Raw genomic sequence first — 22,976 nt, forward strand, 5'->3', positions numbered from 1 at the left:
GGACTGTCCTTTCGTGGGGGGTTCGGTGCGCATGTCAGGCTCATGCCAAGCAAAAAATCCGGAAACCTCTCCGAAAGCCCGTGGATGAGCCGGTAAAACGCCCTGTGATTATGTGGAGCGGGTGAACGGGGTGACAAGGGTCGGTTTTCAGCCAGCGCGGCCTACCCGCCGCCCCGCCGAACGACCGTAAGGTTGAGATGAGACAGGGCGCACGGCTGGCGACGGGCACGGGGTGACGGCGTGGCGGCACCGGGCAGCGACATCGAGCACGGCTATCCCCACCTGGACACCGTCCGGGCCTCGATCACCGCGCTCTACCACCGGCTGTCCCGCGACACGGTGGACACCTTCGGGCTCAGCGTGCTCCCCGGCGATGTGGCCTTCTCCGACCAGGACGACCTCTACCTGGGCGTTCAGCGGGTGGCCGGGGTGATGGTGCAGCATCTGCGGCTGCCCGACGCCCGGATGATCGTGAGCTTCCGGGAGATGCGGCATGCGGGGAACGTGGAGCTCGCCGCGGGCCCGGAGTACTTCATCGAGCTCAACTCCCGCTTCAAGACCCACCGTCGGGACATCGGCGCGGCCCTCGCCCATGAGGTCACTCATGTGTATCTGCACCGCCTCGACCTGTCGTTCCCCGGCACACGCGACAACGAAATCCTCACCGACACCACCGCCGCCTATCTCGGCACGGGCTGGTTGCTGCTCGACGCCTACCGCCAGGACTCGCTTTCCAGCCAGAAACTGGGCTATCTGACGCCGGAGGAGTTCGGCTACGTACTGGCCAAGCGGGCGCTGCTCTTCGATGAGGACCCCTCCCCCTGGTTCACCTCTCCGCAAGGCTACGAGGCATACGCGAAGGGGCTGGAGCTGGCGCGCCACGACCAGGCCCGGCCGCCGCTCGCCGCCGCCGGCTGGACCGGCCGCCGCCGCTACGCCAAGGACCGCCGGTCGGCCCAGTCCGGCGACCCCTCCCCCACCGGAGGCGACTACGCCTTCGACAGCGGCCCCCCGCTGAGCGTCTCCTTCCCCTGCCCGACCTGCCGTCAGCGCATCCGGGTCCCGGTGCGCGGCCGGGTGCGGGCCCGCTGCGGGCTGTGCCGCACGGTGCTGGAGTGCGACACCTGACGGGACGCTTGATGGGACGCTTGACGCGACAGGTGACGGGACATGTGACGCGGCACCTCACGCCACATCCGACGCGGCGCCGGTCCGGTCCGTGGCCGTGCGGGCTTGGAGTGCGCTCGACGTCGTACGCTCGCCTGCATGAGCCCCTCCATCGCCACCAACACCCGTGTCGGCCTCGACGAACTGCTGGAGTTCGTACGCCCGCGCCACCGTGCGCTGCTGATGACCCGCCGGGCGGACGGCTCCCCTCAGGCGTCCCCGCTGACCTGCGGAGTCGACGACTCCGGCCGTATCGTCATGTCCACCTACCCCGAGCGCGCCAAGGTGCGCAACGTCAAGCGCGAAGCGGCCGTGAGCCTCGTCGTGCTGTCCGACGAATGGAACGGCCCCTGGGTGCAGATCGACGGCACCGCCGAGGTGGTCGACACCCCGGAGTCCGTCGAGCCGCTGGTCGAGTACTACCGCAATATCGCGGGCGAGCACCCGGACTGGGACGAGTACCGCGAGGCCATGCGCAAGCAGGGCAAGTCGCTGATCCGGGTCACCCCCGAGCGCTGGGGCCCGATCGCCACGGGCGGCTTCCCGGCCCGGCTGGTCGAGAACGAGGCGTGAGCACGCCCCGCGGGGCGTGAGCACACCCCGCGAGACGTAAAGCACGTCCCGCGCGGCGCGAGCGCTCACCCGCCCTACGAGCCCCGAGCGCTCAGCATCGCCCCGCGCGCCCGTAGAGCACGATCCGCATCCCGGTGACGTCTCTGACGGCGCATCGGTGGAAGTGCTCCGCGAGCACCTCCCGTTTCACCCGTTCCTGAGGGGTGTCGTCCAGCGGCCGGCCGGGCGGGTCGTTCACGGTGACGATCCGCCCGGCCGTCAGCATCCGGGCCCGGATCCCCGGCGCGGGCAGCTCGATGCCGTGCAGCGTGCCCGAGGGGATCGCGTGCCGGGCCAGCGCCAGCTCCCGCAGGCCCCGGAAGTCCTCCGGGCCGGACATGATCGGCTCCCGGCGCCGCGCGGGCAGGAAGAGCACCCCGTCGCCGGGCCGTCCCAGCTCCCGTACGGCGCGCGCGGCCGCGAGGGTGTCGTCGAGCCGGCTCTGCGGGGTCCGCAGTGGGAGCGAGTACGGCAGCAGGGCCGCCACGGCGGCCACCGCCAGTCCCCCGGCCAGCGCCCGGGGGACGGCGACAGTGCGCGACAGCGCGTCCAGCCGGGCGCCGATCAGCAGCGCGAGACCGACGTAGGCATAGAGCACATAGCGGTCGACGTAGAGCGGATGGAGATACGACACCGCCATCAGCGCGGCCGGTGGCAGGATCAGCAGCGCCAGGGCGAGGTCGCGCAGCGGGACGGGGCCCCGGGCGGGCAGTGGTCCCCGGGCGCAGCCGAGGCCGGTCAGGGCGAGCGCGCCGAAGCCGAGCAGCTCGGGCGGGCCCGGCGCGGAGATCCAGCCGACCAGCGCCGCCTGTTGCTGACTGACGATCACCAGCGGTGCCAGCACCACGGCCACCGCGGACGCCGCCTGCCCCCACGCCCAGCCGGACCGCGCCCCCACCCGGGCCCGGTACAGCGCGACGCCGTGCGCGGCGACGGCCAGGATCGCGAACTCGTGCAGCAGACAGGCCAGCGAGGCGACGGCGGCGTATCCGGCCCAGGTGCGCTTGCGGGGCCTGGCCACGGCGCTCAGCAGCAGATGCGTGGCCGCCACGACGGCCGCGCTGACCAGGGCGTACGATCGCCCTTCCTGTGCGTACCGCTGCACCGCCGGGGCCAGTGGGAAGACCAGCCCGGCGACGAGTCCGGCGCGGGGTCCGGCGAGCCGGTGGCCGAGCAGCCCGACCCCGGCCGCGGTGGCGGCCATGGCCAGCACGGAGGGGAGCCGCAGGGCGAGCAGTCCGCCGTCCCAGAGGGCGAAGACGGCGTGCATCAGCAGGTAGTAGAGGCCGTGCGCCACGTCCGCGTTGCCGAGGAGATGGCCGATCTCGCCGACGCTACGGTGCGCGATCTGGTACGTCGTCGACTCGTCCCGCCACATGCTGTTCTCCCGGCGGATCCCCCACAGCCCGAGCGCCAGCGCCAGCCCGGCCGGGGCGAGCGCGACGACGGCCGGGCCGGGACGGCGGCGCACCCGGGGCGCCGGGTGGACGCGTGGGGCGCCCCGGGCGGTGTCGAGGGCGGGCGAGATGGCCATGGGAAAGGGGACTCCGATCGGAGCGGCAGGGTGAGGAGCCGCGGAAGGGTGATGTGTCGCGGACTGTGCGGAGCCGTGGAAGGTGCGGAGCCGTGGAAGGTGCGGAGCCGTGGAAGGGGGCGCCGGTCAGGCCCCTCTGCGCCCGATCCACCACACGCAGAACGCGGCGAGCGCGACGGCCACGGCCAGGCAGATCCCGGCCTGCATCCACTGCATGGGCCAGAAGTGGCCGATGGGGTGGTAGTCCTCGTACTCCTCGGCCAGGTGGCGGCGGTCGAGGCAGCGGAAGATGGCCGGCCACCCGCCGAGCCCCTTGCAGACCGACCCGTCGACCCTGGCACCGGTCCCGTCGAGATATCCCGAGCCGACGTACCACCCTCCGAACGGCGCCTCCGCGTGGACATGGACGCCCGCCGTCACGGTGAGCCGGGGCAGCAGATGCGGGCGCAGCTGCTGGAGGCCGTACACGACGCCGGCGGTGACGGCGAGGGTGCAGGCCATGGCGGGCAGCGTCCGCCGGAGCACCAGGCCGAAGGCCGTGCCGAGCAAGAGGGACAGCAGGGACAGCGCCACGAAGGCCGGACCCATCACGTCGAAGGGCAGGGTGTCGCCCCAGTGGACGTCCGGGAAGGTGCCGCGCACCGGCCACCACCACCAGGTGAACAGCCCGGCCAGCAGGGTGGTGGCGGCCAGGGTGGCGACGACGGGGAGGGCGAGCGTGGCGATGAGCCAGCGCACCCTGCCGACCGACTGGGTCCAGACGAGCGCGGCGGTGCCGCTCTCGAATTCGCGCGCGATCAGCGGTGCGCCGACGAAGGCCCCGATGACGGCCGGGATCGCGAGCATCAGCCGTGCGGTGTCGAGCAGCGCCACACGGTAGGTCTCCAGCCGGACGAACGCCTCGGACAGCCTGTCCGAGGACTCCAGGGGCGCCCCGTTGCAGTCGCGCCACAGCCGGCAGTCGGCGACGTCCCGGTCGTGGATCAGGGCGGCCATGCCGGTGCGCTGGTACACGAGATATCCGGCGAGGGCGAGGATCAGCACGCCGCTCGTCGCCAGGACGGTCCGCTGGCGGCGCCAGGCCGGCCAGAGCGGACCGCGCGGGCTCAGCGGGGAGCCGGTGTGCCGCGGCCTCGGCGGGGAGCCGGTGCGCGGCGGGCCCGGGCGCTGGGCGGTTCCGGTCTTCATGCCGCCTCCTTCACCGCGGGCCGCCGCCGGATCCACCACACGCAGAACGCGGCGAGCGCGACGGCCGCGGCCAGGCAGATCCCGGCCTGCATCCACTGCATCGGCCAGTAGTGGCCGGCCGGGTGCAGCTCCTCGTACTGCCTCTCGGTGGCGCCGAACCGCGCGAGGCAGCGGTTCCAGCCGTCCTGGCCGATGGCGGACGAGCAGCGGTCCGAGGGGATCTTCGCCCCGGAGCGGGCCAGATAGCCGTCGCCGATACCGCGCCAGGAGGTGAAGAAGACCTCTATGGGGGTGTGCGCGAAGTCGCCACTGGCGTCGGAGACGATCGTCCGCGGGGTCATCAGATGGGGGCGCAGGGCGGCGAGCCCGTACTGGACACCGGCGGTGGCCCCCAAGGTGACGGCCATGGCGGGGACGGTGCGCCGCAGCAGCAGCCCGGCCGCCGCGCCGAGGAAGAAGGCCAGCGGGGCGAGGGCGACGGCCGCCGGGCCGGTCGCGTCGAACGGCACGTCGGTGCCCCAGGCGATGTCCTGGAACTGGGTCCGGGCCGCCCGCCACCACCAGGTGTAGAGGGCCGCGAGGACCGCGGTGCCGGCCGTGACGGCGAGCAGGGGCAGGGCGAGCTTGGCGATGAGCCAGCGGGTGCGGCCGACGGACTGGGTCCACACCAACTGGTGGGTGCCCATCTCCAGTTCCCGGGCGAACAGGGGCGCGCCGATGAAGACGCCGATCAGCGCGGGCAGCGCGATGAGCAGCCGTCCGGTATGGAGCAGCGGCGTGCGGTAGGTGTCGGTGAGGTGGCGGAGCGCGTCGATCGTGGGGTCGGATCCCCGCTCCAGATGGGTGCGCCTGCCGTGGCAGAACCGCTTCCAGTCCGCGCAGTCCTGGATGTCGTGCGCCCGTAGATAGCCGACCATCCCGGCGCGCTGCCAGACGATGTACGCGGCGATCGCCGCGACGGCGGCGAGGCCCGCCCAGAGGGCGGCCCGGTGCTGCCGCGCCACCAGCCACACCAGCCCTCGGGCGCGGGGCCGGGCGCCGGAGGCGCCGAGCCGTATGCCGATCGAGCTCACGTCCCCACCTCCGTATCGGGTGTCCGCGTGCCGTCCGCGAGCAGCGGCGGGGCGTCGGGAGCGCGCAGATAGCCGAGCAGGACCTCTTCGAGGGAGGGTTCGGTGATGATCCAGCCGTCCCCGCTCGGGGTGTCCTTGGGCCGTATCAGCGCGGTGAGCTGACGGCCCGTCGTGCGGGTCTCGACCACGATGTGGCGGGCGAGCGCGGCCGGTGTTCCGCCGCCGGTCTCGCTCGGGCCGGTGACGAGGCGGTGGGCGGCCTGGATCTCGTCCGCCTCGCCCGCCAGGCGGATCCGGCCGCCGCCCATCAGCAGCAGGTAGTCGCAGACTCCGTCGAGTTCGGCGAGCACATGGGTGGAGATGACCACACCGGTGCCGCGCTCGGCGGCCTCGGCCATCAGCACGCCCATCATCCGGTGGCGGCGCAGCGGGTCCTGATCGGACATCGGCTCGTCCAGCAGGAGCAGATCGGCGCGCTTGCCGAGGGCGAGGGCGAGGGCCACACAGGTGCGCTGGCCGCCGGAGAGCGAGCCGACGCGGGCGGACAGCGGCACCTCGGCCTCCTCCACCACCCGTTCGGCGGCCTTCTGGTCCCAGCGGGGGTTGAGCTCCCGGCCCAGGCGCAGGGTGTCGGCGACGGAGAAGCGCGGGTAGAGCGGCTTGTCCTGGGCGACGAAGGCGACGCGCTCGCGGGCGGCGGGCGCGGAGGGCTCCTGGCCGAAGACCCGCAGCGTGCCGGTGGTCGGGGTCAGCAGTCCGGCGGCGAGGGACAGCAGGGTGCTCTTGCCGGAGCCGTTGGGGCCCACCAGTGCGCAGATCCGCCCGGCGGGCAGGTGGAAGGCGACGTCTCTCAGGGCCCAGCCGCGCCGGTACGTCTTGCCCAGCCCGGACGCCTGCAGCGCGCCGGCCGCGTCGATCTCGTCGGTCACCGGTTCTCACCGTCTTCCTCGTGGCCACGCTCGCTGAGGGTGGCGGTCTCGCCAAAGCGCTCTTCGAGGACCGAGGCGACCAGCGCCGTCACGTCCTCGCGGTCGAGCCCGGCGGCGCGGGCCCGGTCGGTCCAGTCGGCGAGTTCCGCGCGCAGCGGCGAGTCCGCGGCGGCGCCGGGCCGGGCCAGCGACCGGCGGACGAAGGTGCCCAGGCCCGGCCGGGGTTCGACCAGGCCCTCGCGCTCCAGCTCGCGGTATGCCTTCAGGACGGTGTTGGGGTTGATGGCGGTGGCCGCGACGACCTCCTTGGCCGTGGGCAGCCGGTCCCCGGGCTGCAGCAGTCCGAGGCGGAGCGCCTGTTTGGTCTGCTGGACGATCTGCAGATAGGTGGCGATGCCGCTGCGCCGGTCGATGCGGTACTCGACCATCCGTCCACCACCCTTTCACTAATCAGTTAGTGGAATGATGGTGGAGCGCGCCCGAGGCAATGTCAACTCCTGAGCCCACGTCGACCCGTGAGCGAAGGTCGACCACTGAGCGAAGGTCGACCGCAAACGCCACGCGGCGCCTGCCCCCTGGTCGGGTAGGGGGAAGGCGCCGCGCGGCCGGTCCGTACGCCGTTGTACGGGCGGAGATCCGGGAAGACCGGAGCCCGGGTCAGACCATGAGGGCCCGGTCGGTGGGGCGGATCGGGGCGGGCAGTTCGCTGGCCCCGGCCAGATAGCGGTCCACCCCGCGCGCCGCGGAGCGGCCCTCGGCGATGGCCCAGACGATCAGCGACTGGCCGCGGCCCGCGTCACCGGCCACGAAGACGCCCGGCACATTGGTGGCGAAGTCGGCGTCGCGGGCGATGTTGCCGCGCTCGTCCAGCTCCAGGCCGAACTGCTCGACCAGGCCGTTCTTCTGGTCGGTGCCGGTGAAGCCCATGGCGAGGGTGACCAGCTGGGCCGGGATCTTCCGCTCGGTGCCCGGCTTCTGCTCCAGCTTGCCGTCCTTGAACTCCACCTCGATCAGGTGCAGCCACTGGACGTTGCCGTCCTCGTCGCCCTCGAAGTGGGTGGTGGAGACGGAGTAGATCCGCTCACCGCCCTCCTCGTGCGCCGAGGTGACCTTGTAGAGCATCGGGAAGGTCGGCCAGGGCTGGTTGGCGTTCCGGTCGTCGCCGGGCTTGGGCATGATCTCCAGCTGGGTGACGGAGGCGGCGCCCTGGCGGTGGGCGGTGCCGACGCAGTCCGCGCCGGTGTCGCCGCCGCCGATGACCACGACGTGCTTGCCCTCGGCGGTGATGGGGGCGGTGGTGAGGTCGCCCTCCTGCACCTTGTTGGCGAGCGGCAGGTACTCCATCGCGAAGTGGATGCCGTTCAGCTCCCGGCCGGGGGCCGGCAGGTCGCGCGAGGTGGTGGCACCGGCCGCGATGACCACGGCGTCGTACCGCTTGCGCAGCTTGGCGGCGTCGATGTCGCGGCCGATCTCGGTCTCGGTGCGGAACTTGGTGCCCTCCGCGCGCATCTGCTCGATACGGCGGTTGATGTGCCGCTTCTCCATCTTGAACTCGGGGATGCCGTAGCGCAGCAGCCCGCCGATGCGGTCGGCCCGCTCATAGACGGCGACCGTGTGGCCGGCCCGGGTGAGCTGCTGGGCGGCGGCCAGACCCGCGGGGCCCGAGCCGATGACGGCGACGGTCTTGCCGCTGAGCCGCTCGGGCGGCTGCGGGGTGACATCGCCCGCGTCCCACGCCTTGTCGATGATGGTGACCTCGACGTTCTTGATGGTCACCGCGGGCTGGTTGATGCCGAGCACACAGGCCGACTCGCACGGGGCCGGGCACAGCCGCCCGGTGAACTCCGGGAAGTTGTTGGTCGCGTGCAGCCGCTCGCTGGCCTCGCGCCAGTCCTGCCGGTAGGCGTAGTCGTTCCACTCGGGGATGAGGTTTCCCAGCGGACAGCCGTTGTGACAGAACGGGATGCCGCAGTCCATGCACCGTCCGGCCTGCTTGCTGATGATCGGCAGCAGCGAACCGGGGACGTAGACCTCGTTCCAGTCCTTGACGCGCTCGTCCACCGGACGGGTCTTGGCGACCTCGCGGCCAGTGGTCAGGAAGCCCTTGGGGTCAGCCATTGATCGCCGCCTCCATCATCTTCTCGGTGGTCTCGGACTCGGAGAGTCCGGCACGCTCGGCGGCGTCCTTGGCGGCGAGCACGGCCTGGTACGTAGCGGGGATGATCTTGCTGAAGCGGGTGAGGGCGGTCTCCCAGTCGTCGAGCAGCGCACTCGCGACGGTGGAGCCGGTCTCCTCGTGGTGGCGGCGCACCGCGTCGTGCAGCCACTGCTTGTCGGTGTCGTCCAGCGCGCCGAGGGCGCCCCGCAGATCGACGTTGACGTTGTCCGGGTCGAGGTCGATCACATACGCGATGCCGCCGGACATACCGGCCGCGAAGTTACGGCCGGTGGGCCCGAGGACGAGCGCGTGGCCGCCGGTCATGTACTCACAGCCGTGGTCGCCCACGCCCTCGGAGACGACGGTGGCGCCGGAGTTACGGACGCAGAACCGCTCGCCGACCCGGCCGCGCAGGAACATCTCACCGCCGGTCGCGCCGTACGCGAGGGTGTTGCCCGCGATGGTGGAGTACTCGGCGAGGTGGTCCGCGCCCCGGTCCGGGCGGACGACGATCCGGCCGCCGGAGAGGCCCTTGCCCACGTAGTCGTTGGCATCGCCTTCGAGCCGCAGGGTGACGCCCCTGGGCACGAACGCGCCGAAGGACTGGCCGGCCGAGCCGGTGAAGGTGATGTCGATGGTGTCGTCGGGCAGGCCCGCGCCACCGAACGTCCGGGTCACCTCATGGCCGAGCATGGTGCCGACGGTCCGGTTGATGTTGCGGATCGCGACCTGGGCGCGGACCGGCTGGGCGGCTTCGGCGCTCTCGGCGTTCAGCGCGTCGGCGGCCAGCTTGATCAGCTGGTTGTCGAGCGCCTTGGCCAGGCCGTGGTCCTGCGCGATCGCCTGGTGACGGACGGCGCCCTCGGGCAGCTCGGGCACGTACAGCAGCGGGGCGAGGTCCAGGCCCTGCGCCTTCCAGTGCTGGACGGCGCGGGCGGTGTCCAGCAGCTCGGCGTGGCCGATGGCCTCGTCCAGGGTGCGGAAGCCCAGCTCGGCGAGGAGCTCGCGGACCTCCTCGGCGATGAACTCGAAGAAGTTCACCACGAACTCGGCCTTGCCGCTGTAGCGCTCGCGCAGCACCGGGTTCTGGGTGGCGATGCCGACCGGGCAGGTGTCCAGGTGGCAGACGCGCATCATGACGCAGCCGGAGACCACCAGCGGCGCGGTGGCGAAGCCGAACTCCTCGGCACCGAGCAGCGCGGCGATGACCACGTCACGGCCGGTCTTCAGCTGGCCGTCGGTCTGCACCACGATGCGGTCGCGCAACCCGTTGAGCAGCAGCGTCTGCTGGGTCTCGGCGAGGCCGAGCTCCCAGGGGCCGCCCGCGTGCTTGAGCGAGGTGAGCGGCGAGGCGCCGGTGCCGCCGTCGTGGCCGGAGATCAGCACCACATCGGCGTGGGCCTTGGAGACGCCCGCGGCCACCGTGCCGACGCCGACCTCGGAGACCAGCTTGACGTGGATCCGGGCCTGCGGGTTGGCGTTCTTCAGGTCGTGGATCAGCTGGGCGAGATCCTCGATCGAGTAGATGTCGTGGTGCGGCGGCGGGGAGATCAGGCCGACGCCCGGGGTGGAGTGCCGGGTCTTGGCGACCCAGGGGTAGACCTTGTGGCCGGGCAGCTGGCCGCCCTCGCCGGGCTTGGCGCCCTGCGCCATCTTGATCTGGATGTCATCGGAGTTGACCAGGTATTCGCTGGTCACGCCGAAGCGGCCGGAGGCCACCTGCTTGATCGACGAGCGCCGGGCGGGGTCGTGCAGCCGGTCGGAGTCCTCGCCACCCTCACCGGTGTTGGACTTGCCGCCCAGCTGGTTCATGGCGATGGCGAGGGTCTCGTGCGCCTCCTGGGAGATGGAGCCGTACGACATGGCGCCGGTGGAGAACCGCTTGACGATCTCGCTGACCGACTCGACCTCGTCGATCGGGATCGAGGGGCGCTCGCCCTTGAAGGAGAACAGACCGCGCAGCGTCATCAGCCGCTCGGACTGCTCGTTCACCCGCTCGGTGTACTTCTTGAAGATGTCGTAGCGGCGCGACCGGGTGGAGTGCTGCAGCCGGAAGATCGTCTCGGGGTCGAAGAGGTGCGGCTCGCCCTCGCGGCGCCACTGGTACTCGCCGCCGATCTCCAGCGTGCGGTGGGCGGAGGGGACTCCGGAGGCGGGGTACGCCTTGGCGTGGCGGGCGGCGACCTCCTTGGCGACGACGTCCAGGCCGGCGCCACCGATCTTGGTGGCGGTGCCGTGGAAGTAGGTGTCCACGAAGGACTCGTCCAGGCCGACGGCCTCGAAGACCTGCGCCCCCCGGTAGGAGGCCACGGTCGAGATGCCCATCTTGGACATGACCTTCAGGACGCCCTTGCCGAGCGCCTTGATGAGGTTCTTGATCGCGGTCTCGGCCTCGACACCGGGCAGGAACGTCCCGGCCCGGACCAGGTCCTCGACCGACTCCATGGCCAGATACGGGTTGACGGCCGCGGCGCCGTAGCCGATCAGCAGGGCGACATGGTGCACCTCGCGGACGTCACCCGCCTCGACCAGCAGCCCCACCTGGGTGCGCTGCTTGGTGCCGATGAGGTGGTGGTGGACCGCGGAGGTGAGCAGCAGGGAGGGGATCGGGGCGTGCTCGGCGTCCGAATGGCGGTCGGAGAGCACGATCAGCCGGGCGCCGTCCTCGATGGCGCGGTCGGCCTCGGCGCAGATCTCGTCCAGCCGGGCGGCGAGCGCCTGACCGCCGCCACCGACCCGGTACAGGCCCGAGAGGTTCGCCGCCTTGAGGCCCGGCATGTCCCCGTCGGCGTTGATGTGGATGAGCTTGGCCAGCTCATCGTTGTCGATCACCGGGAAGGGCAGGGTGACGCTGCGGCAGGAGGCCGCGGTCGGCTCCAGCAGATTGCCCTGCGGGCCCAGCGAGGAGATCAGCGAGGTGACCAGCTCCTCGCGGATCGCGTCCAGCGGCGGGTTGGTGACCTGCGCGAAGAGCTGGGTGAAGTAGTCGAACAGCAGCCGCGGCCGCTCGGAGAGGGCGGCGATCGGCGAGTCGGTGCCCATCGAGCCGATCGGCTCGGCGCCGGCCTTGGCCATCGGCGCGAGCAGGACGCGCAGCTCCTCCTCGGTGTAGCCGAAGGTCTGCTGGCGGCGGGCGACCGAGGCGTGGGTGTGCACGATGTGCTCACGCTCGGGAAGGTCGGCCAGGTCGATCAGACCGGCCTCGAGCCACTCGCCGTACGGCTGCTCGGCGGCCAGCTCGGCCTTGATCTCGTCGTCCTCGATGATGCGGTGCTCGGCGGTGTCGACCAGGAACATCCGGCCCGGCTGCAGCCGGCCCTTGCGGACCACCCTGGCCGGGTCGATGTCCAGGACGCCGACCTCGGAGGAGAGCACGACCAGGCCCTCGTCGGTGACCCAGTAGCGCCCGGGCCGCAGACCGTTGCGGTCCAGCACGGCGCCGACCTGGGTGCCGTCGGTGAAGGTGACACAGGCCGGACCGTCCCAGGGCTCCATCATCGTGGAGTGGTACTGGTAGAAGGCGCGCCGGGCCGGGTCCATGGAGGGGTGGTTCTCCCACGCCTCGGGGACCATCATCAGCACCGAGTGCGGCAGCGAGCGGCCGCCGAGGTGGAGCAGCTCCAGGACCTCGTCGAAGGTCGCCGAGTCGGAGGCGTCGGGGGTGCAGAGGGGGAAGATCCGCTCCAGCCCCTTCTCCCCGAACAGGTCGCTGACCAGCTGGGACTCCCGGGCGCGCATCCAGTTGCGGTTGCCCTGGACGGTGTTGATCTCACCGTTGTGGGCGACGAAGCGGTACGGGTGGGCCAGCGGCCAGCTCGGGAAGGTGTTGGTGGAGAACCGGGAGTGGACCAGCGCGACGGCGGTGGCGAAGCGGCGGTCGGAGAGGTCCGGGAAGAACGGCTCCAGCTGGCCGGTGGTCAGCATGCCCTTGTAGACCAGGGTGCGGGCGGACAGCGAGGGGAAGTAGACCCCCGCCTCGCGCTCGGCGCGCTTGCGCAGCACGAACGCCGTGCGGTCCAGGACCACGCCGGTGCTGGTGCCGTCGGCGACGAAGAGCTGGCGGAAGGAGGGCATGGTGGCACGGGCCCCGTTGCCCAGCAGCTCGGGGGCGACGGGCACCTCGCGCCAGCCGAGGACGGTCAGGCCCTCCTCGGCGGCGAGCCGCTCGATGTGCTCCGCGGCGGCGGCGCTCTCGGTCTCGCCCTCCGGGAGGAACGCAGTACCCACCGCGTAGGCACCGGCCTCGGGCAGCTCGAAGCCGGTCACACTGGCCCGCAGGAAGGCGTCCGGAACCTGGACGAGGATGCCCGCGCCATCGCCCGAATCGGGCTCGGAACCAGTGGCGCCGCGGTGCTCGAGGTTCCTCAGCACGGTGAGAGCCTGTTCCACGAGCTCATGGCTGGCCTCGCCGGTGAGGGTCGCCACGAAGCCGACGCCACAGGCGTCGTGCTCATTGCGCGGGTCGTACATCCCCTGGCGGGCGGGGTGGGATGCGGAACGCATCGGCTCTCCCGTCGTCGTCATGGCATTTTGCGTGTGCCGAGGGACGACGTTGGCCCTCCGCGAGAATTTCGTGCAGGTTACATGATGGGTCGAATCTCGGGAAGCGGAAATTCCGTTCCATCATGCGGACACCCCAGGGGTGGGGTGATATCAGGCAATACGGGCATTAGTGGATGGGGCGACCGACGTCGCCATAGCGCGGACCGGGCGACTCTGCCCAAGCGCTTTCGGCTTATGCCCGCCCGCAAAAGGATCGAAACCGAGGAGTAACGGCGTAGTTATGCGGCTCACCGTATGCCTGTCATCCTACGGCCGTTCCGAACAAAGTGCCCAGGGCATAGGTCACACCCGCCGCCGCACCGCCCAGCGCCAGCTGCCGCAGCCCGCTGTACCACCAGGAACGGGCGGTCACCCGCGCCACCGCCGCACCGCAGCCGAACAGCCCGATCAGCGCCAGCACCACGGCCGGCCACAGCGCCGTGGCGCCCAGCAGATACGGCAGCACCGGCAGCAGCGCGCCCAGCGCGAAGGAGCCGAACGAGGACACCGCCGCGACCAGCGGTGAGGGCAGATCGTCCGGGTCCACGCCCAGCTCCTCGCGGGCGTGTATCTCCAGCGCCTGCTCGGGGTCGCGGGAGAGCTGCTCGGCCACCTCACGGGCCAGCGCCGGCTCCACACCGCGCGACACATAGAGTGCCGCCAGCTCCTCCAGCTCGTCCACGGGGTGCTTGCGCAGCTCGCGCCGCTCCACCTCCAGCTCGGCCTGGACCAGCTCGCGCTGGGAGGCGACGGAGGTGTACTCACCGGCGGCCATGGAGAAGGCACCGGCCGCGAGGCCCGCCAGACCGGTGATCACGATGGTCTGCCGGTCCACGGCGCCACCGGCCACACCGGTCATCAGCGCGAGGTTGGAGACCAGTCCGTCCATGGCTCCGAAGACGGCGGGGCGCAGCCAGCCGCCGGTCACATCACGGTGGGTGTGGTTGTCGCGGTGGGCGATGTGCGGGGGCTCGGCGGTATCGGTGACGGACATATGAAGATGTGCTCCCTTCGAGAAGGGTGTGGCGATGCGGCCTCACCCCAACGGTTCGAAGGTACGCACGAGTTACCCCGCTCCGCCAGCAAGGAAGGCCGAACTTACCTCGCTGACCTGCGGAAACGTAAAGAGGCCGCCGTACCCCGAGGGGTCCGGCGGCCTGTGGGACGCGACGCGGCGCGCGTCAGAGTTTCTTGGAGGACTCCGCCTCGGCGGCCACCGCACCGGCTTCGTCCGCGCCACCGCTCCCGGCCGGAGCGCCGTCGCCCGCCTCGGTGGTGGTGGCCGGGGCCGGTCCGGCGCCGCTCGCGTCCGCGCCGTCCTCGACCGCGGCGGGCTCGACGACCTCCTCGCGGCCGGGGGACTTCTTCGCGGAGATCACCAGATAGGCCACCGCGGCCAGGAAGACCACGACGGACGTCCAGTTGTTGAGCCGCAGCCCGAGCACATGGTGGGCGTCGTCCACCCGGAGGTACTCGATCCAGAAGCGGCCCACGGTGTACGACGCGACGTAGAGGGCAAACGCACGGCCATGCCCCAGCTTGAAGCGGCGGTCCGCCCAGATCACCAGGAGGGCCACGCCGATGCACCACAGCGACTCGTACAGGAAGGTCGGGTGGTAGGTGCCGGCCACCCGGCCCGCGTCGGCGTCGCCGTCGATCTTCAGCGCCCACGGCAGGGTGGTCTCCTTGCCGTACAGCTCCTGGTTGAACCAGTTGCCCCAGCGGCCGATCGCCTGGGCGAAGGCGATGCCGGGCGCGATGGCGTCCGCGTAGGCCGGGAGCGGGATGCCCCGGCGGCGGCAGCCGATCCAGGCGCCCAGCGCGCCCAGCGCGATGGCCCCCAGATCCCCAGGCCGCCCTGCCAGATCTTGAACGCGTCCACCCAGTCACGGCCGTCGGTGAAGTACAGCTCGTAATCGGTGATGACGTGGTAGAGGCGGCCTCCGACCAGGCCGAAGGGCACCGCCCAGACGGCGATGTCGGCAACGGTGCCGACGCGGCCGCCCCGGGCGACCCAGCGCCGCCCGCCGAGCCAGACCGCGACGAAGACGCCGATGATGATGCAGAAGGCATAGCCGCGCAGCGGGACCGGACCGAGATAGATCACGCCGGACGACGGGCTGGGGATGTAAGCGAGGAGGTCCATGACAGGACCGACGCTACCGTGCCGGGCGGGAGATGCGGCAACCCACCCGGCAACGGCTGCGTAACAAGGATCAGTCCCGGGCCGCCGCGAGGACCATGCGCTTGAGCTTGTTGGGGCTCAGCGGCTTGTCGGGGTCGCCGTACACGGACTTCCCGCCCAGCAGCACCGTCGGCGTGGAGGCATAGCCGGAGTGGGCGAAGACATCGTTGGACTTGCGCACCCAGGCGTCGTGCCGGCCCTCCTCGACACACTTCCGGAAGGCGGGGGTGACCAGCCCGGGGACCTGGTCCGCGAGCTTGATCAGCCGGGCGTTCTTCGCGTAGCTGTCCCGGGTCTCCGCGGGCTGATGGCGGTAGAGCACATCGTGGTACGCCCGGAACTTCCCGGCGTCCTGGTCCTGGGCGCAGGCCGCCGCGTTCGCGGCGCGGACCGAACCGGTGCCGCCGAGGTTTCCGTCGATGATCGTCACCAGGTGGTACTCGACCTTCATCCGGCCCTGGTCCTGCAGCTCATGGACGGTCTTGCGGAAGACGTCCTCGAACTGCTTGCACCCGGGACAGCGGAAGTCCTCGTACACCGTCAGGGTCACCGGGGCCGGCTTCCCGGCCTTGTCCGCCTGCCCGGCCTTCCCCGCCTTGCCCACCGTCCCCGAGGGGATCACCAGGCGCCCCTTGCCGACCGCTCCGCGCGGTGGCACCACGGAGCTGCCCGACTTGCCCGAGTCGTCTTCGGTCCTGGAGGCGACCATGCCGACCCCCACGGCCCCGGCGAGGACGGCCACCACCGCCCCCAGGACGCCCAGCGTCCGCTTCCGCTTCGCGCGCGACCGCTCCCGCTCGCGCTGTTCCCTCAGGCGCTCTCGGGCGCCGCGCTTTCCCTCACGGTTTCTCTGACTCACGCCCTCGCCAACGAGGCGGAGGAGCACCGCTGAGCTCCTCCGCCCCGTTCTTCCCTCTAACGAGCGACCCTCCAACGGGCGAGTCGCTAGCGGGCGGCGCGCACGCCTTCCGCCAGCTCACCCGCGAGCTCGCGCAGCCCCGCCAAACCGGCCTCGGTGTCGCCCTCGGCGTCCAGCAGCCGCTTGACGAAGGCCGAGCCGACGATGACCCCGTCGGCGAACGCCGCGACCTCGGTGGCCTGGGTGGCGTTGGAGACGCCGAGCCCCACGCAGACCGGGAGCGTGGTGGTGCCGCGGGTGCGCTCCACCAGCTCGCGCGCCTCCTGGCCCACCGATTCCCTCGTTCCGGTGACGCCCATCAGGGACGCCGCGTAGACGAAACCGCTGCCCGCCGCCGTGATCTTCGCCAGCCGCTCATCACGGCTGCTGGGCGCGACCACGAACACGGTCGCCAGACCGTGCTGCTCGGCGGCCTTGCGCCAGATCTCCGACTCCTGGACCGGCAGATCGGGCAGGATGCAGCCCGCGCCGCCCACCTCGGCGAGATCGGCGGCGAACCGCTCGACCCCGTACCGGTCCACCGGGTTCCAGTACGTCATGCACAGGATCGGGGCGCCTGTCCGGGCGTGCACCTCCCCCACCGTGCGGATCACATCGCGGATCTTGACCCCGCCGCGCAGCGCGATGTCGTCGGCGGTCTGGATCACGGGCCCGTCGAGGACCGGATCGCTGTGCGGCAGCCCGACCTCGACAATGTCGCAGCCGCCCTCGATCATGGCGGTCATCGCGTCCACCCCGCCGTCGACGGAGGGGAAACCGGCGGGCAGATAGCCGACGAGCGCGGCGCGCCCCTCGTCCTTGGCGGCCGTCAGGACGGATCCCAGCAGCTCCAGATTCCCGGCCATCACTTCGCTCCCTGGTCGCTCTGCTGGTCGTAGAGCCCGAAGTACCGAGCCGCCGTGTCCATGTCCTTGTCGCCGCGCCCGGAGAGGTTGACCAGCACCAGGCCGTCGCTCCCCAGCTCACGGCCGAGGTCCAGGGCGCCCGCCAGCGCGTGGGCGCTCTCGATCGCCGGGATGATGCCCTCGGTCTCCGAGAGCAGCCGCAGCGCCCGCATCGCCCCGTCGTCGGTGACCGCCCGGTACTCGGCGCGGCCGATGTCCTTCAGATACGCGTGCTCCGGCCCGACGCCGGGGTAGTCGAGACCGGCCGAGATCGAGTACGGCTCGGTGATCTGGCCGTCCTCGTCCTGGAGCACGAACGACCGGGAGCCGTGCAGGATCCCGGGCTCGCCCTGGCTCAGCGTGGCCGCGTGCTCCCCGGTCTCCACACCGTGTCCGGCGGGCTCGAAGCCGACGATGCGCACGCTCTCGTCCGGCAGGAAGGCGTGGAAGAGCCCGATCGCGTTGGATCCGCCGCCCACGCAGGCCGCGACCGCGTCCGGCAGCCGTCCGGTCCGCTCCAGGATCTGCCGTCGCGCCTCCACGCCGATCACCCGGTGGAAGTCGCGCACCAGCGCCGGGAAGGGATGCGGGCCGGCCACCGTGCCGAAGAGGTAGTGGGTGCGGTCCACATTGGCGACCCAGTCCCGGAACGCCTCGTTGATGGCGTCCTTCAGGGTGCGGCTGCCGGAGGTCACGGAGATGACCTCGGCGCCCAGCATCCGCATCCGCGCCACATTGAGCGCCTGCCGCTGGGTGTCGATCTCGCCCATGTAGATCGTGCATTCGAGCCCGAACAGCGCACACGCGGTGGCGGTGGCCACGCCGTGCTGACCGGCACCGGTCTCGGCGATGACGCGGGACTTGCCCATGCGCTTGGTGAGCAGGGCCTGCCCCAGCACATTGTTGATCTTGTGGGAGCCGGTGTGGTTGAGGTCCTCCCGCTTGAGGAAGACCCGGGCGCCCCCGGCGTGCTCGGCGAACCGCTGCACCTCGGTCAGCGCACTGGGCCGGCCGGTGTAGTTGACCAGCAGATCCTCGAGCTCGGCCGCGAAGGCGGGGTCCGTCTTGGCCTTCTCGTACTCGGCCGCGACCTCGTCGACGGCGGCGACGAGCGCCTCGGGGATGAACTTGCCGCCGAAGGCGCCGAAATAGCCCTCGGCGCTGGGCACTCGACCCTCCGGGTCGGGGATGAAGAAATCAGAGGACATGGGTGGTACTCCTCGATCGGGGCAGCGCCCCGCGACGGATGTGATGGGTGGAAGAGCCAGGGCCCGCCGGGCGGAACGCCCCGGATACGGCCCACGGCTACGGCCTGCAGCGCACTCTCAGCGCGTTGCCGTCCGACGCCATCGCCGCCCGTTGATCTGCCCCGGCTCACATCCGATGTGGTAGCGCACGCGCCGCCCCCGCACCCGCCTCGCGGGCGCGCGGCAGCCCCGGGGCCGACAGCCCCGGGCCAGGCGCGCGTACGTCTCCATGGTCCGCCGGTCCCGTCCCGTCAGTCCCGGCCGTGGCGCAGCGCCGGGTGGGCGCCCGCCGCCACCAGATCGGCCACCGCGGCCTTGGGGTCGCGCCCGGTCACCAGGGACTCGCCGACCAGCACCGCGTCCGCGCCGTCGTTCGCGTAGGCGATCAGGTCGTGCGGACCGCGCACCCCCGACTCCGCGATCTTGACGATGTGGTCCGGGATCTCCGGGGCGACGCGTGCGAAGGTCGAGCGGTCCACCTGGAGGGTCTTGAGGTCGCGCGCGTTGACGCCGATGACCCGGGCCCCGGCGTCGACCGCCCGGACGACCTCGTCCTCGTCGTGCACCTCGACCAGCGGCGTCAGCCCGATCGACACGGCCCGCTCGATGAGCGAGACCAGCGCCTCCTGCTCCAGCGCGGAGACGATCAGCAGGATGACGTCGGCGCCGTACGCCCGGGCCTCCCACAGCTGGTAGGAGGTGACGATGAAGTCCTTACGGAGCACCGGAATGTCGACCTTGGCCCTTACGGCTTCCAGGTCGGCGAGCGAACCGCCGAAGCGCCGCTGCTCGGTCAGCACGCTGATGACGGACGCGCCGCCCGCCTCGTAGTCGGCGGCGAGCCCCGCGGGGTCGGCGATCGCGGCGAGCGCGCCCTTGGACGGGCTGGACCGCTTGACCTCGCAGATCACCTTGACGCTGTCACCCTTGAGCGCCGCGACACCGTCCTTCGCCGGCCGGGCCTTGGCCGCCCGCTCCTTGAGCTCGTCGAGGGTGACGCGCGCCTGCCGCTCCGTGAGGTCGGCACGGACTCCGTCGATGATCTCGTCGAGCACACTCATCGAGCGGGCCCCCTTCCGTGACGGGGATGAAGCTGGCTTTGAATCCGCCGGGTGTGGCGGCATGCCGCCTCACCTGGCACTGCGATGGTAGCCGCCAGGAGACCGAGGTCTCGCATCCGGTTGACGCGGACGGCCCCCACATGCACATGGACAACAGCGGTCACGGCGTCAGTAGTCCCCCGAACGGGAAATTCCGGATGATGGTGAAAACCAGGGCCACCGCGCCGAGCGCCCCCGCCTGCCACGGCCGCGCCGCCGGGAAGCGTCCGCGCACACACCACACCGCCCAGCAGACGGCGAAGAGCGCGTAACAGCCGACGGCGAGGGCGTTGTCACGCAGCGCGGCCTCCAGATCGCCGTGGGCCAGGGCGTGGGCGCCGCGCAGCCCGCCGCAGCCGGGGCAGTACAGCCCGGTGAACCGCAGCAGCGGGCAGACGGGGTAGTGACCGGGGTCCCGGGGGTCGACGGCGCCGACGTAGCCGAAGGCGGCGAGAACGCCCGCGAGAACCCCGAAAGGTCCCACGAGACGCCGCGCCACGGGGGCCGGGGCGGCCGGCGGTGGTTCACTCACACCGCCAAGTCTCCCCCGGGATCAACGAAGGCGCAGCTCAGGGCCGGTGCGCCGGCCTCCGTACGGCTCAGTGCCGAGCGCGGTGGAGGCGGGCGCGGCCCCGGGCCGCGCCCGGGCTCACTGCTGGGTCTGTGCCTGCGCCTGCGCCGTGGGCTGCGGCTGCGGGAGCGAGTGCTGCGCCTTGGGCAGGCCCAGCCCGGCCGCGCGCATCGCCGCGCCGACGACACCGCCGAGGACGATGATCACCATGCCGACCCAGAAGCCGAGCGGGTTGGCCGCCACGGTGAACGCGCCGGCGACGCAGAAGCCGATGAAGGCGATGGTGACACCGGTCCAGGCGGCCGGGGTGTGTCCGTGGTTGTGACCCGCCATGAATTCTCCTCGTAGCTGTACTGCGCCTGGTCCGGGCGCTCGGGGGCGAACGCTCCCAGGCCATTGTCCCCGACGCGCGAAATGCCCTTGAGCGGGGGTGGACATTGCGGTCCGAGACCGGACGGGGGCGCGAAGAAGCTGCTAGGGCCGGTCGTCCGGATCAGACCCTAGGCGCCCCGCTCGGCGTCCTGCCGGGCCGGGGCCTGGGTCGGGTCCTCGCCCCGGTCCAGGGCCTTCCACAGCTCCTCGGGGCGGTCCGGGTCGGGGGCGGAGCCGCCGCGCCGGGTGCGCGCCCGGCCCGCGGTGCCCGCGGTGCCCGCGCGCTCGTACCGACCGGACATGGCCGGCCAGTGGCGGCCGTAGCCCAGGGCGAGCACGCCCGCGAGCAGCAGCAGCACGCCGCCGGCCGCGGCGACCCACGGCCAGGGGGTGTACGCCACGTCGTGGATGGGGCTGTGGGTCAGACCGCTCACCTTGGACGCCTTCTCCTCCAGCGCCGCCTTGTCGGTCGCGCCGAGGGCCGAGCTGACCACGATGCCCGCGCCGCTGAGGGCGAGCAGCGCCGAGACGGCGCCACGGCCGAGGCGGCGCACGGCGAAGATCGCGACCAGCGCGGCGAGGCCGACGATCGCCAGCGCACCGGGCAGCCCGGTGATGTCATCGCCGTTGGCACTCTGCGGGAGAGAGCCCTGGGCGACGGAGGCGGTGCCCTCGGCCCACTTGCGGCTGGTGGCCAGCAGGACGAGGGCGGCACCGAGCGCACCGGCGAGCAGGGCGATGGCAAGGCTGCTTCGGCGGCCGCGCGCGGCGGGGGCGGAGGGCTCGTTCTCGGCCCTTGGCTGGGGTACGGCTGCTGCAGTCACGCCTACCACTATCCCCCACCCGGGTACGGGACCGTCCTCGGGTGGGGGATATGGGAACTACCGGGAACTACCGCCCCAGCCGGCCCGCCGCATGCACCGCCCGCAGCACCGCCGCCGCCTTGTTGCGGCACTCCGCGTCCTCGGCGGCCGGCTCGGAGTCGGCGACGATCCCCGCGCCCGCCTGGACGTAGGCCGTGCCCTCGCGCAGCAGCGCGGTGCGGATGGCGATCGCGGTGTCGGAGTCGCCCGCGAAGTCGAGATAGCCGACACAGCCGCCGTAGAGCCCGCGGCGGCTCGGCTCCAGCTCCTCGATGATCTGCAGCGCCCGCGGCTTGGGGGCGCCGGAAAGGGTGCCCGCGGGGAAGCAGGCGGTGAGCACGTCGAAGGCCGTACGGCCCTCGGCGAGGCTGCCGGTGACCGTCGAGACGATGTGCATGACATGGCTGTAGCGCTCGACCGACATGAAGTCGACGACCTCCACGCTGCCGGGCTCGCAGACCCGCCCGAGGTCATTGCGCCCGAGGTCGACGAGCATCAGATGCTCGGCCCGCTCCTTGGGGTCGGCCAGCAGCTCCTCGGCGAGGGCCGCGTCCTCCTGCGGGGTGGCCCCCCGGTGACGGGTGCCGGCGATGGGGTGCAGCATCGCCCGGCCGTCCTCGACCTTGACCAGGGCCTCCGGGCTGGAGCCCACCACATCGAAGCCCTCGAACCGGAAGAGGTACATATAGGGGCTCGGGTTGGTGGCGCGCAGCACCCGGTAGACGTCCAGGGCGCTGGCCGAGCACGGCGTCTCGAACCGCTGCGAGGGGACGACCTGGAACGCCTCGCCCGCGCGGATGCGCTCCTTGATGTCGTCCACGGCCGCCATGAAGTCCTCGCCGCCCCACAGCGCGGTGTACTCGGGCAGCTCGGACTCGGGCAGCGCGGTGGGGTCGGTCGGCACGGGGCGCACCAGGTCGGCGGCCATCGCGTCGAGCCGGGCCACGGCGTCCGCGTACGCCTCGTCCACGCCCGTGTCGAGGTCGTTGTGGTTGATCGCGTTGGCGATCAGCAGCACGGTGCCGTCCCAGTGGTCCAGCACCGCCAGGTCCGAGGTGAGCAGCATGGTCAGCTCGGGCAGGCGCAGATCGTCCCGCCCGTGCTCGCCGACCTTCTCCAGGCGGCGGACGATGTCGTAGCCGAGGTAGCCGACCATGCCGCCGGTGAACGGCGGCAGCTGGATCAGACCCCCGAGGTCGCGGGGGTGTGCAGGGTCTCGACGGTGGCGCGCAGCGCCTGCAGGGGGTCGCCCTCGGTGGGGACGCCGACCGGCGGGGTGCCCAGCCAGTGGGTGCGGCCGTCGCGTTCGGTGAGGGTGGCGGAGCTGCGGACGCCGATGAAGGAGTAGCGGGACCAGGAGCGGCCGTTCTCGGCGGATTCGAGGAGGAAGGTGCCGGGGCGCTCGGCGGCCAGCTTGCGGTAGAGGCCCACGGGGGTGTCGCCGTCCGCGAGCAGCTTGCGGCTGACGGGGATGACGCGGCGATCGGCCGCCAGCTTGCGGAAGGTCTCGAGATCCATCATGACAACGTCCTGGGTCAAGGGCTGGGGAGCCCGGCGGGCGGGTGCGGTGATGGGGCGGGTGCGGTGCCGGCCGGTCCGGCGGCCGGTCCGGCGGCCGGTCCGGCGGCCGGT

At 71.9% G+C, this 22,976-nt stretch carries 18 protein-coding genes and 2 pseudogenes; 2 read left to right on the forward strand and 18 right to left on the reverse strand.

Annotation, left to right across the window (positions count from 1 at the left end):
• Positions 1-240 precede the first annotated feature (240 nt).
• Together BLV72_RS07045 and BLV72_RS07050 are read left to right on the forward strand one after the other, a co-directional pair.
• Positions 241-1,128 carry a hypothetical protein gene (locus BLV72_RS07045; protein ID WP_093461007.1) on the forward strand — a complete coding sequence of 296 codons (888 nt, stop codon included), beginning with the start codon at positions 241-243 and terminating at the stop codon, positions 1,126-1,128.
• A gap of 138 nt (positions 1,129-1,266) precedes the next feature.
• Positions 1,267-1,740, forward strand: coding sequence for a PPOX class F420-dependent oxidoreductase (locus BLV72_RS07050; RefSeq protein WP_086708541.1), 474 nt, complete (start codon positions 1,267-1,269; stop codon positions 1,738-1,740).
• A gap of 91 nt (positions 1,741-1,831) precedes the next feature.
• Here the strand turns inward: BLV72_RS07050 and BLV72_RS07055 are convergent, their stop codons facing one another.
• The 18 genes and pseudogenes from BLV72_RS07055 to BLV72_RS07135 all read right to left on the reverse strand — a co-directional run bounded on the left by BLV72_RS07055 (position 1,832) and on the right by BLV72_RS07135 (position 22,862).
• Positions 1,832-3,313, reverse strand: a complete 1,482-nt coding sequence (locus tag BLV72_RS07055) for a glycosyltransferase family 39 protein (protein ID WP_093461009.1) — start codon at positions 3,311-3,313, stop codon at positions 1,832-1,834.
• Between the two features lie 126 nt (positions 3,314-3,439).
• The gene (locus BLV72_RS07060; RefSeq protein ID WP_093461011.1) at positions 3,440-4,501 is read right to left on the reverse strand and encodes a transporter; all 1,062 of its coding nucleotides are present in this window, start codon (positions 4,499-4,501) and stop codon (positions 3,440-3,442) included.
• Entirely contained in the window at positions 4,498-5,574 is a 1,077-nt protein-coding gene (locus BLV72_RS07065; protein ID WP_093461013.1) for a translation initiation factor IF-2, read from the reverse strand. The genes BLV72_RS07060 and BLV72_RS07065 overlap by 4 nt, the downstream gene beginning before the upstream one ends.
• Positions 5,571-6,503: an ABC transporter ATP-binding protein gene (locus BLV72_RS07070; protein WP_093461015.1), complete on the reverse strand. Its 933-nt coding sequence runs from the start codon at positions 6,501-6,503 to the stop codon at positions 5,571-5,573. Before BLV72_RS07070 ends, BLV72_RS07065 begins: the two co-directional genes overlap by 4 nt.
• Complete coding sequence (locus BLV72_RS07075) at positions 6,500-6,931, reverse strand: GntR family transcriptional regulator (RefSeq protein WP_093461017.1); 432 nt, start codon at positions 6,929-6,931, stop codon at positions 6,500-6,502. Before BLV72_RS07075 ends, BLV72_RS07070 begins: the two co-directional genes overlap by 4 nt.
• 229 nt (positions 6,932-7,160) lie before the next feature.
• Positions 7,161-8,621 (reverse strand): glutamate synthase subunit beta, encoded by a 1,461-nt coding sequence (locus BLV72_RS07080; RefSeq protein WP_093461019.1) that lies wholly within the window; start codon positions 8,619-8,621, stop codon positions 7,161-7,163.
• Complete coding sequence (gene gltB, locus BLV72_RS07085; RefSeq protein ID WP_093461021.1) at positions 8,614-13,164, reverse strand: glutamate synthase large subunit; 4,551 nt, start codon at positions 13,162-13,164, stop codon at positions 8,614-8,616. The genes BLV72_RS07080 and gltB overlap by 8 nt, the downstream gene beginning before the upstream one ends.
• Before the next feature lie 301 nt (positions 13,165-13,465).
• Positions 13,466-14,197, reverse strand: coding sequence for a VIT1/CCC1 transporter family protein (locus BLV72_RS07090; RefSeq protein WP_093461023.1), 732 nt, complete (start codon positions 14,195-14,197; stop codon positions 13,466-13,468).
• 187 nt (positions 14,198-14,384) lie between these two features.
• Positions 14,385-15,349 (reverse strand): annotated as a pseudogene (gene lgt, locus BLV72_RS07095) (prolipoprotein diacylglyceryl transferase).
• Between the two features lie 70 nt (positions 15,350-15,419).
• The gene (locus BLV72_RS07100; protein ID WP_093470219.1) at positions 15,420-16,247 is read right to left on the reverse strand and encodes a DsbA family protein; all 828 of its coding nucleotides are present in this window, start codon (positions 16,245-16,247) and stop codon (positions 15,420-15,422) included.
• 86 nt (positions 16,248-16,333) lie between these two features.
• Positions 16,334-17,152, reverse strand: coding sequence for a tryptophan synthase subunit alpha (gene trpA, locus BLV72_RS07105; protein WP_093461025.1), 819 nt, complete (start codon positions 17,150-17,152; stop codon positions 16,334-16,336).
• Positions 17,152-18,399: a tryptophan synthase subunit beta gene (gene trpB, locus BLV72_RS07110; protein WP_093461027.1), complete on the reverse strand. Its 1,248-nt coding sequence runs from the start codon at positions 18,397-18,399 to the stop codon at positions 17,152-17,154. Before trpB ends, trpA begins: the two co-directional genes overlap by 1 nt.
• A 117-nt stretch (positions 18,400-18,516) precedes the next feature.
• Positions 18,517-18,669 (reverse strand): tryptophan biosynthesis modulator TrpM, encoded by a 153-nt coding sequence (gene trpM, locus BLV72_RS51935; RefSeq protein ID WP_372458418.1) that lies wholly within the window; start codon positions 18,667-18,669, stop codon positions 18,517-18,519.
• A gap of 20 nt (positions 18,670-18,689) precedes the next feature.
• Positions 18,690-19,499 carry an indole-3-glycerol phosphate synthase TrpC gene (gene trpC / locus BLV72_RS07115; RefSeq protein ID WP_059144997.1) on the reverse strand — a complete coding sequence of 270 codons (810 nt, stop codon included), beginning with the start codon at positions 19,497-19,499 and terminating at the stop codon, positions 18,690-18,692.
• Positions 19,500-19,659: 160 nt separating this feature from the next.
• Positions 19,660-20,070 carry a DUF2752 domain-containing protein gene (locus tag BLV72_RS07120; protein ID WP_208905565.1) on the reverse strand — a complete coding sequence of 137 codons (411 nt, stop codon included), beginning with the start codon at positions 20,068-20,070 and terminating at the stop codon, positions 19,660-19,662.
• A 117-nt stretch (positions 20,071-20,187) separates the two neighbouring features.
• Positions 20,188-20,442 (reverse strand): HGxxPAAW family protein, encoded by a 255-nt coding sequence (locus BLV72_RS07125; protein ID WP_086708545.1) that lies wholly within the window; start codon positions 20,440-20,442, stop codon positions 20,188-20,190.
• A 167-nt stretch (positions 20,443-20,609) separates the two neighbouring features.
• A complete protein-coding gene (locus BLV72_RS07130; RefSeq protein WP_093461029.1) occupies positions 20,610-21,305 on the reverse strand; it encodes a TIGR02234 family membrane protein in 696 nt (231 codons plus the stop codon).
• 67 nt (positions 21,306-21,372) lie between these two features.
• Positions 21,373-22,862: pseudogene (locus BLV72_RS07135) on the reverse strand (anthranilate synthase component I).
• Between the last annotated feature and the right edge of the window lie 114 nt (positions 22,863-22,976).

Origin of the sequence: Streptomyces melanosporofaciens (genome assembly GCF_900105695.1) — a bacterium.
GTDB classification, from domain to species: Bacteria; Actinomycetota; Actinomycetes; order Streptomycetales; family Streptomycetaceae; genus Streptomyces; species Streptomyces antimycoticus.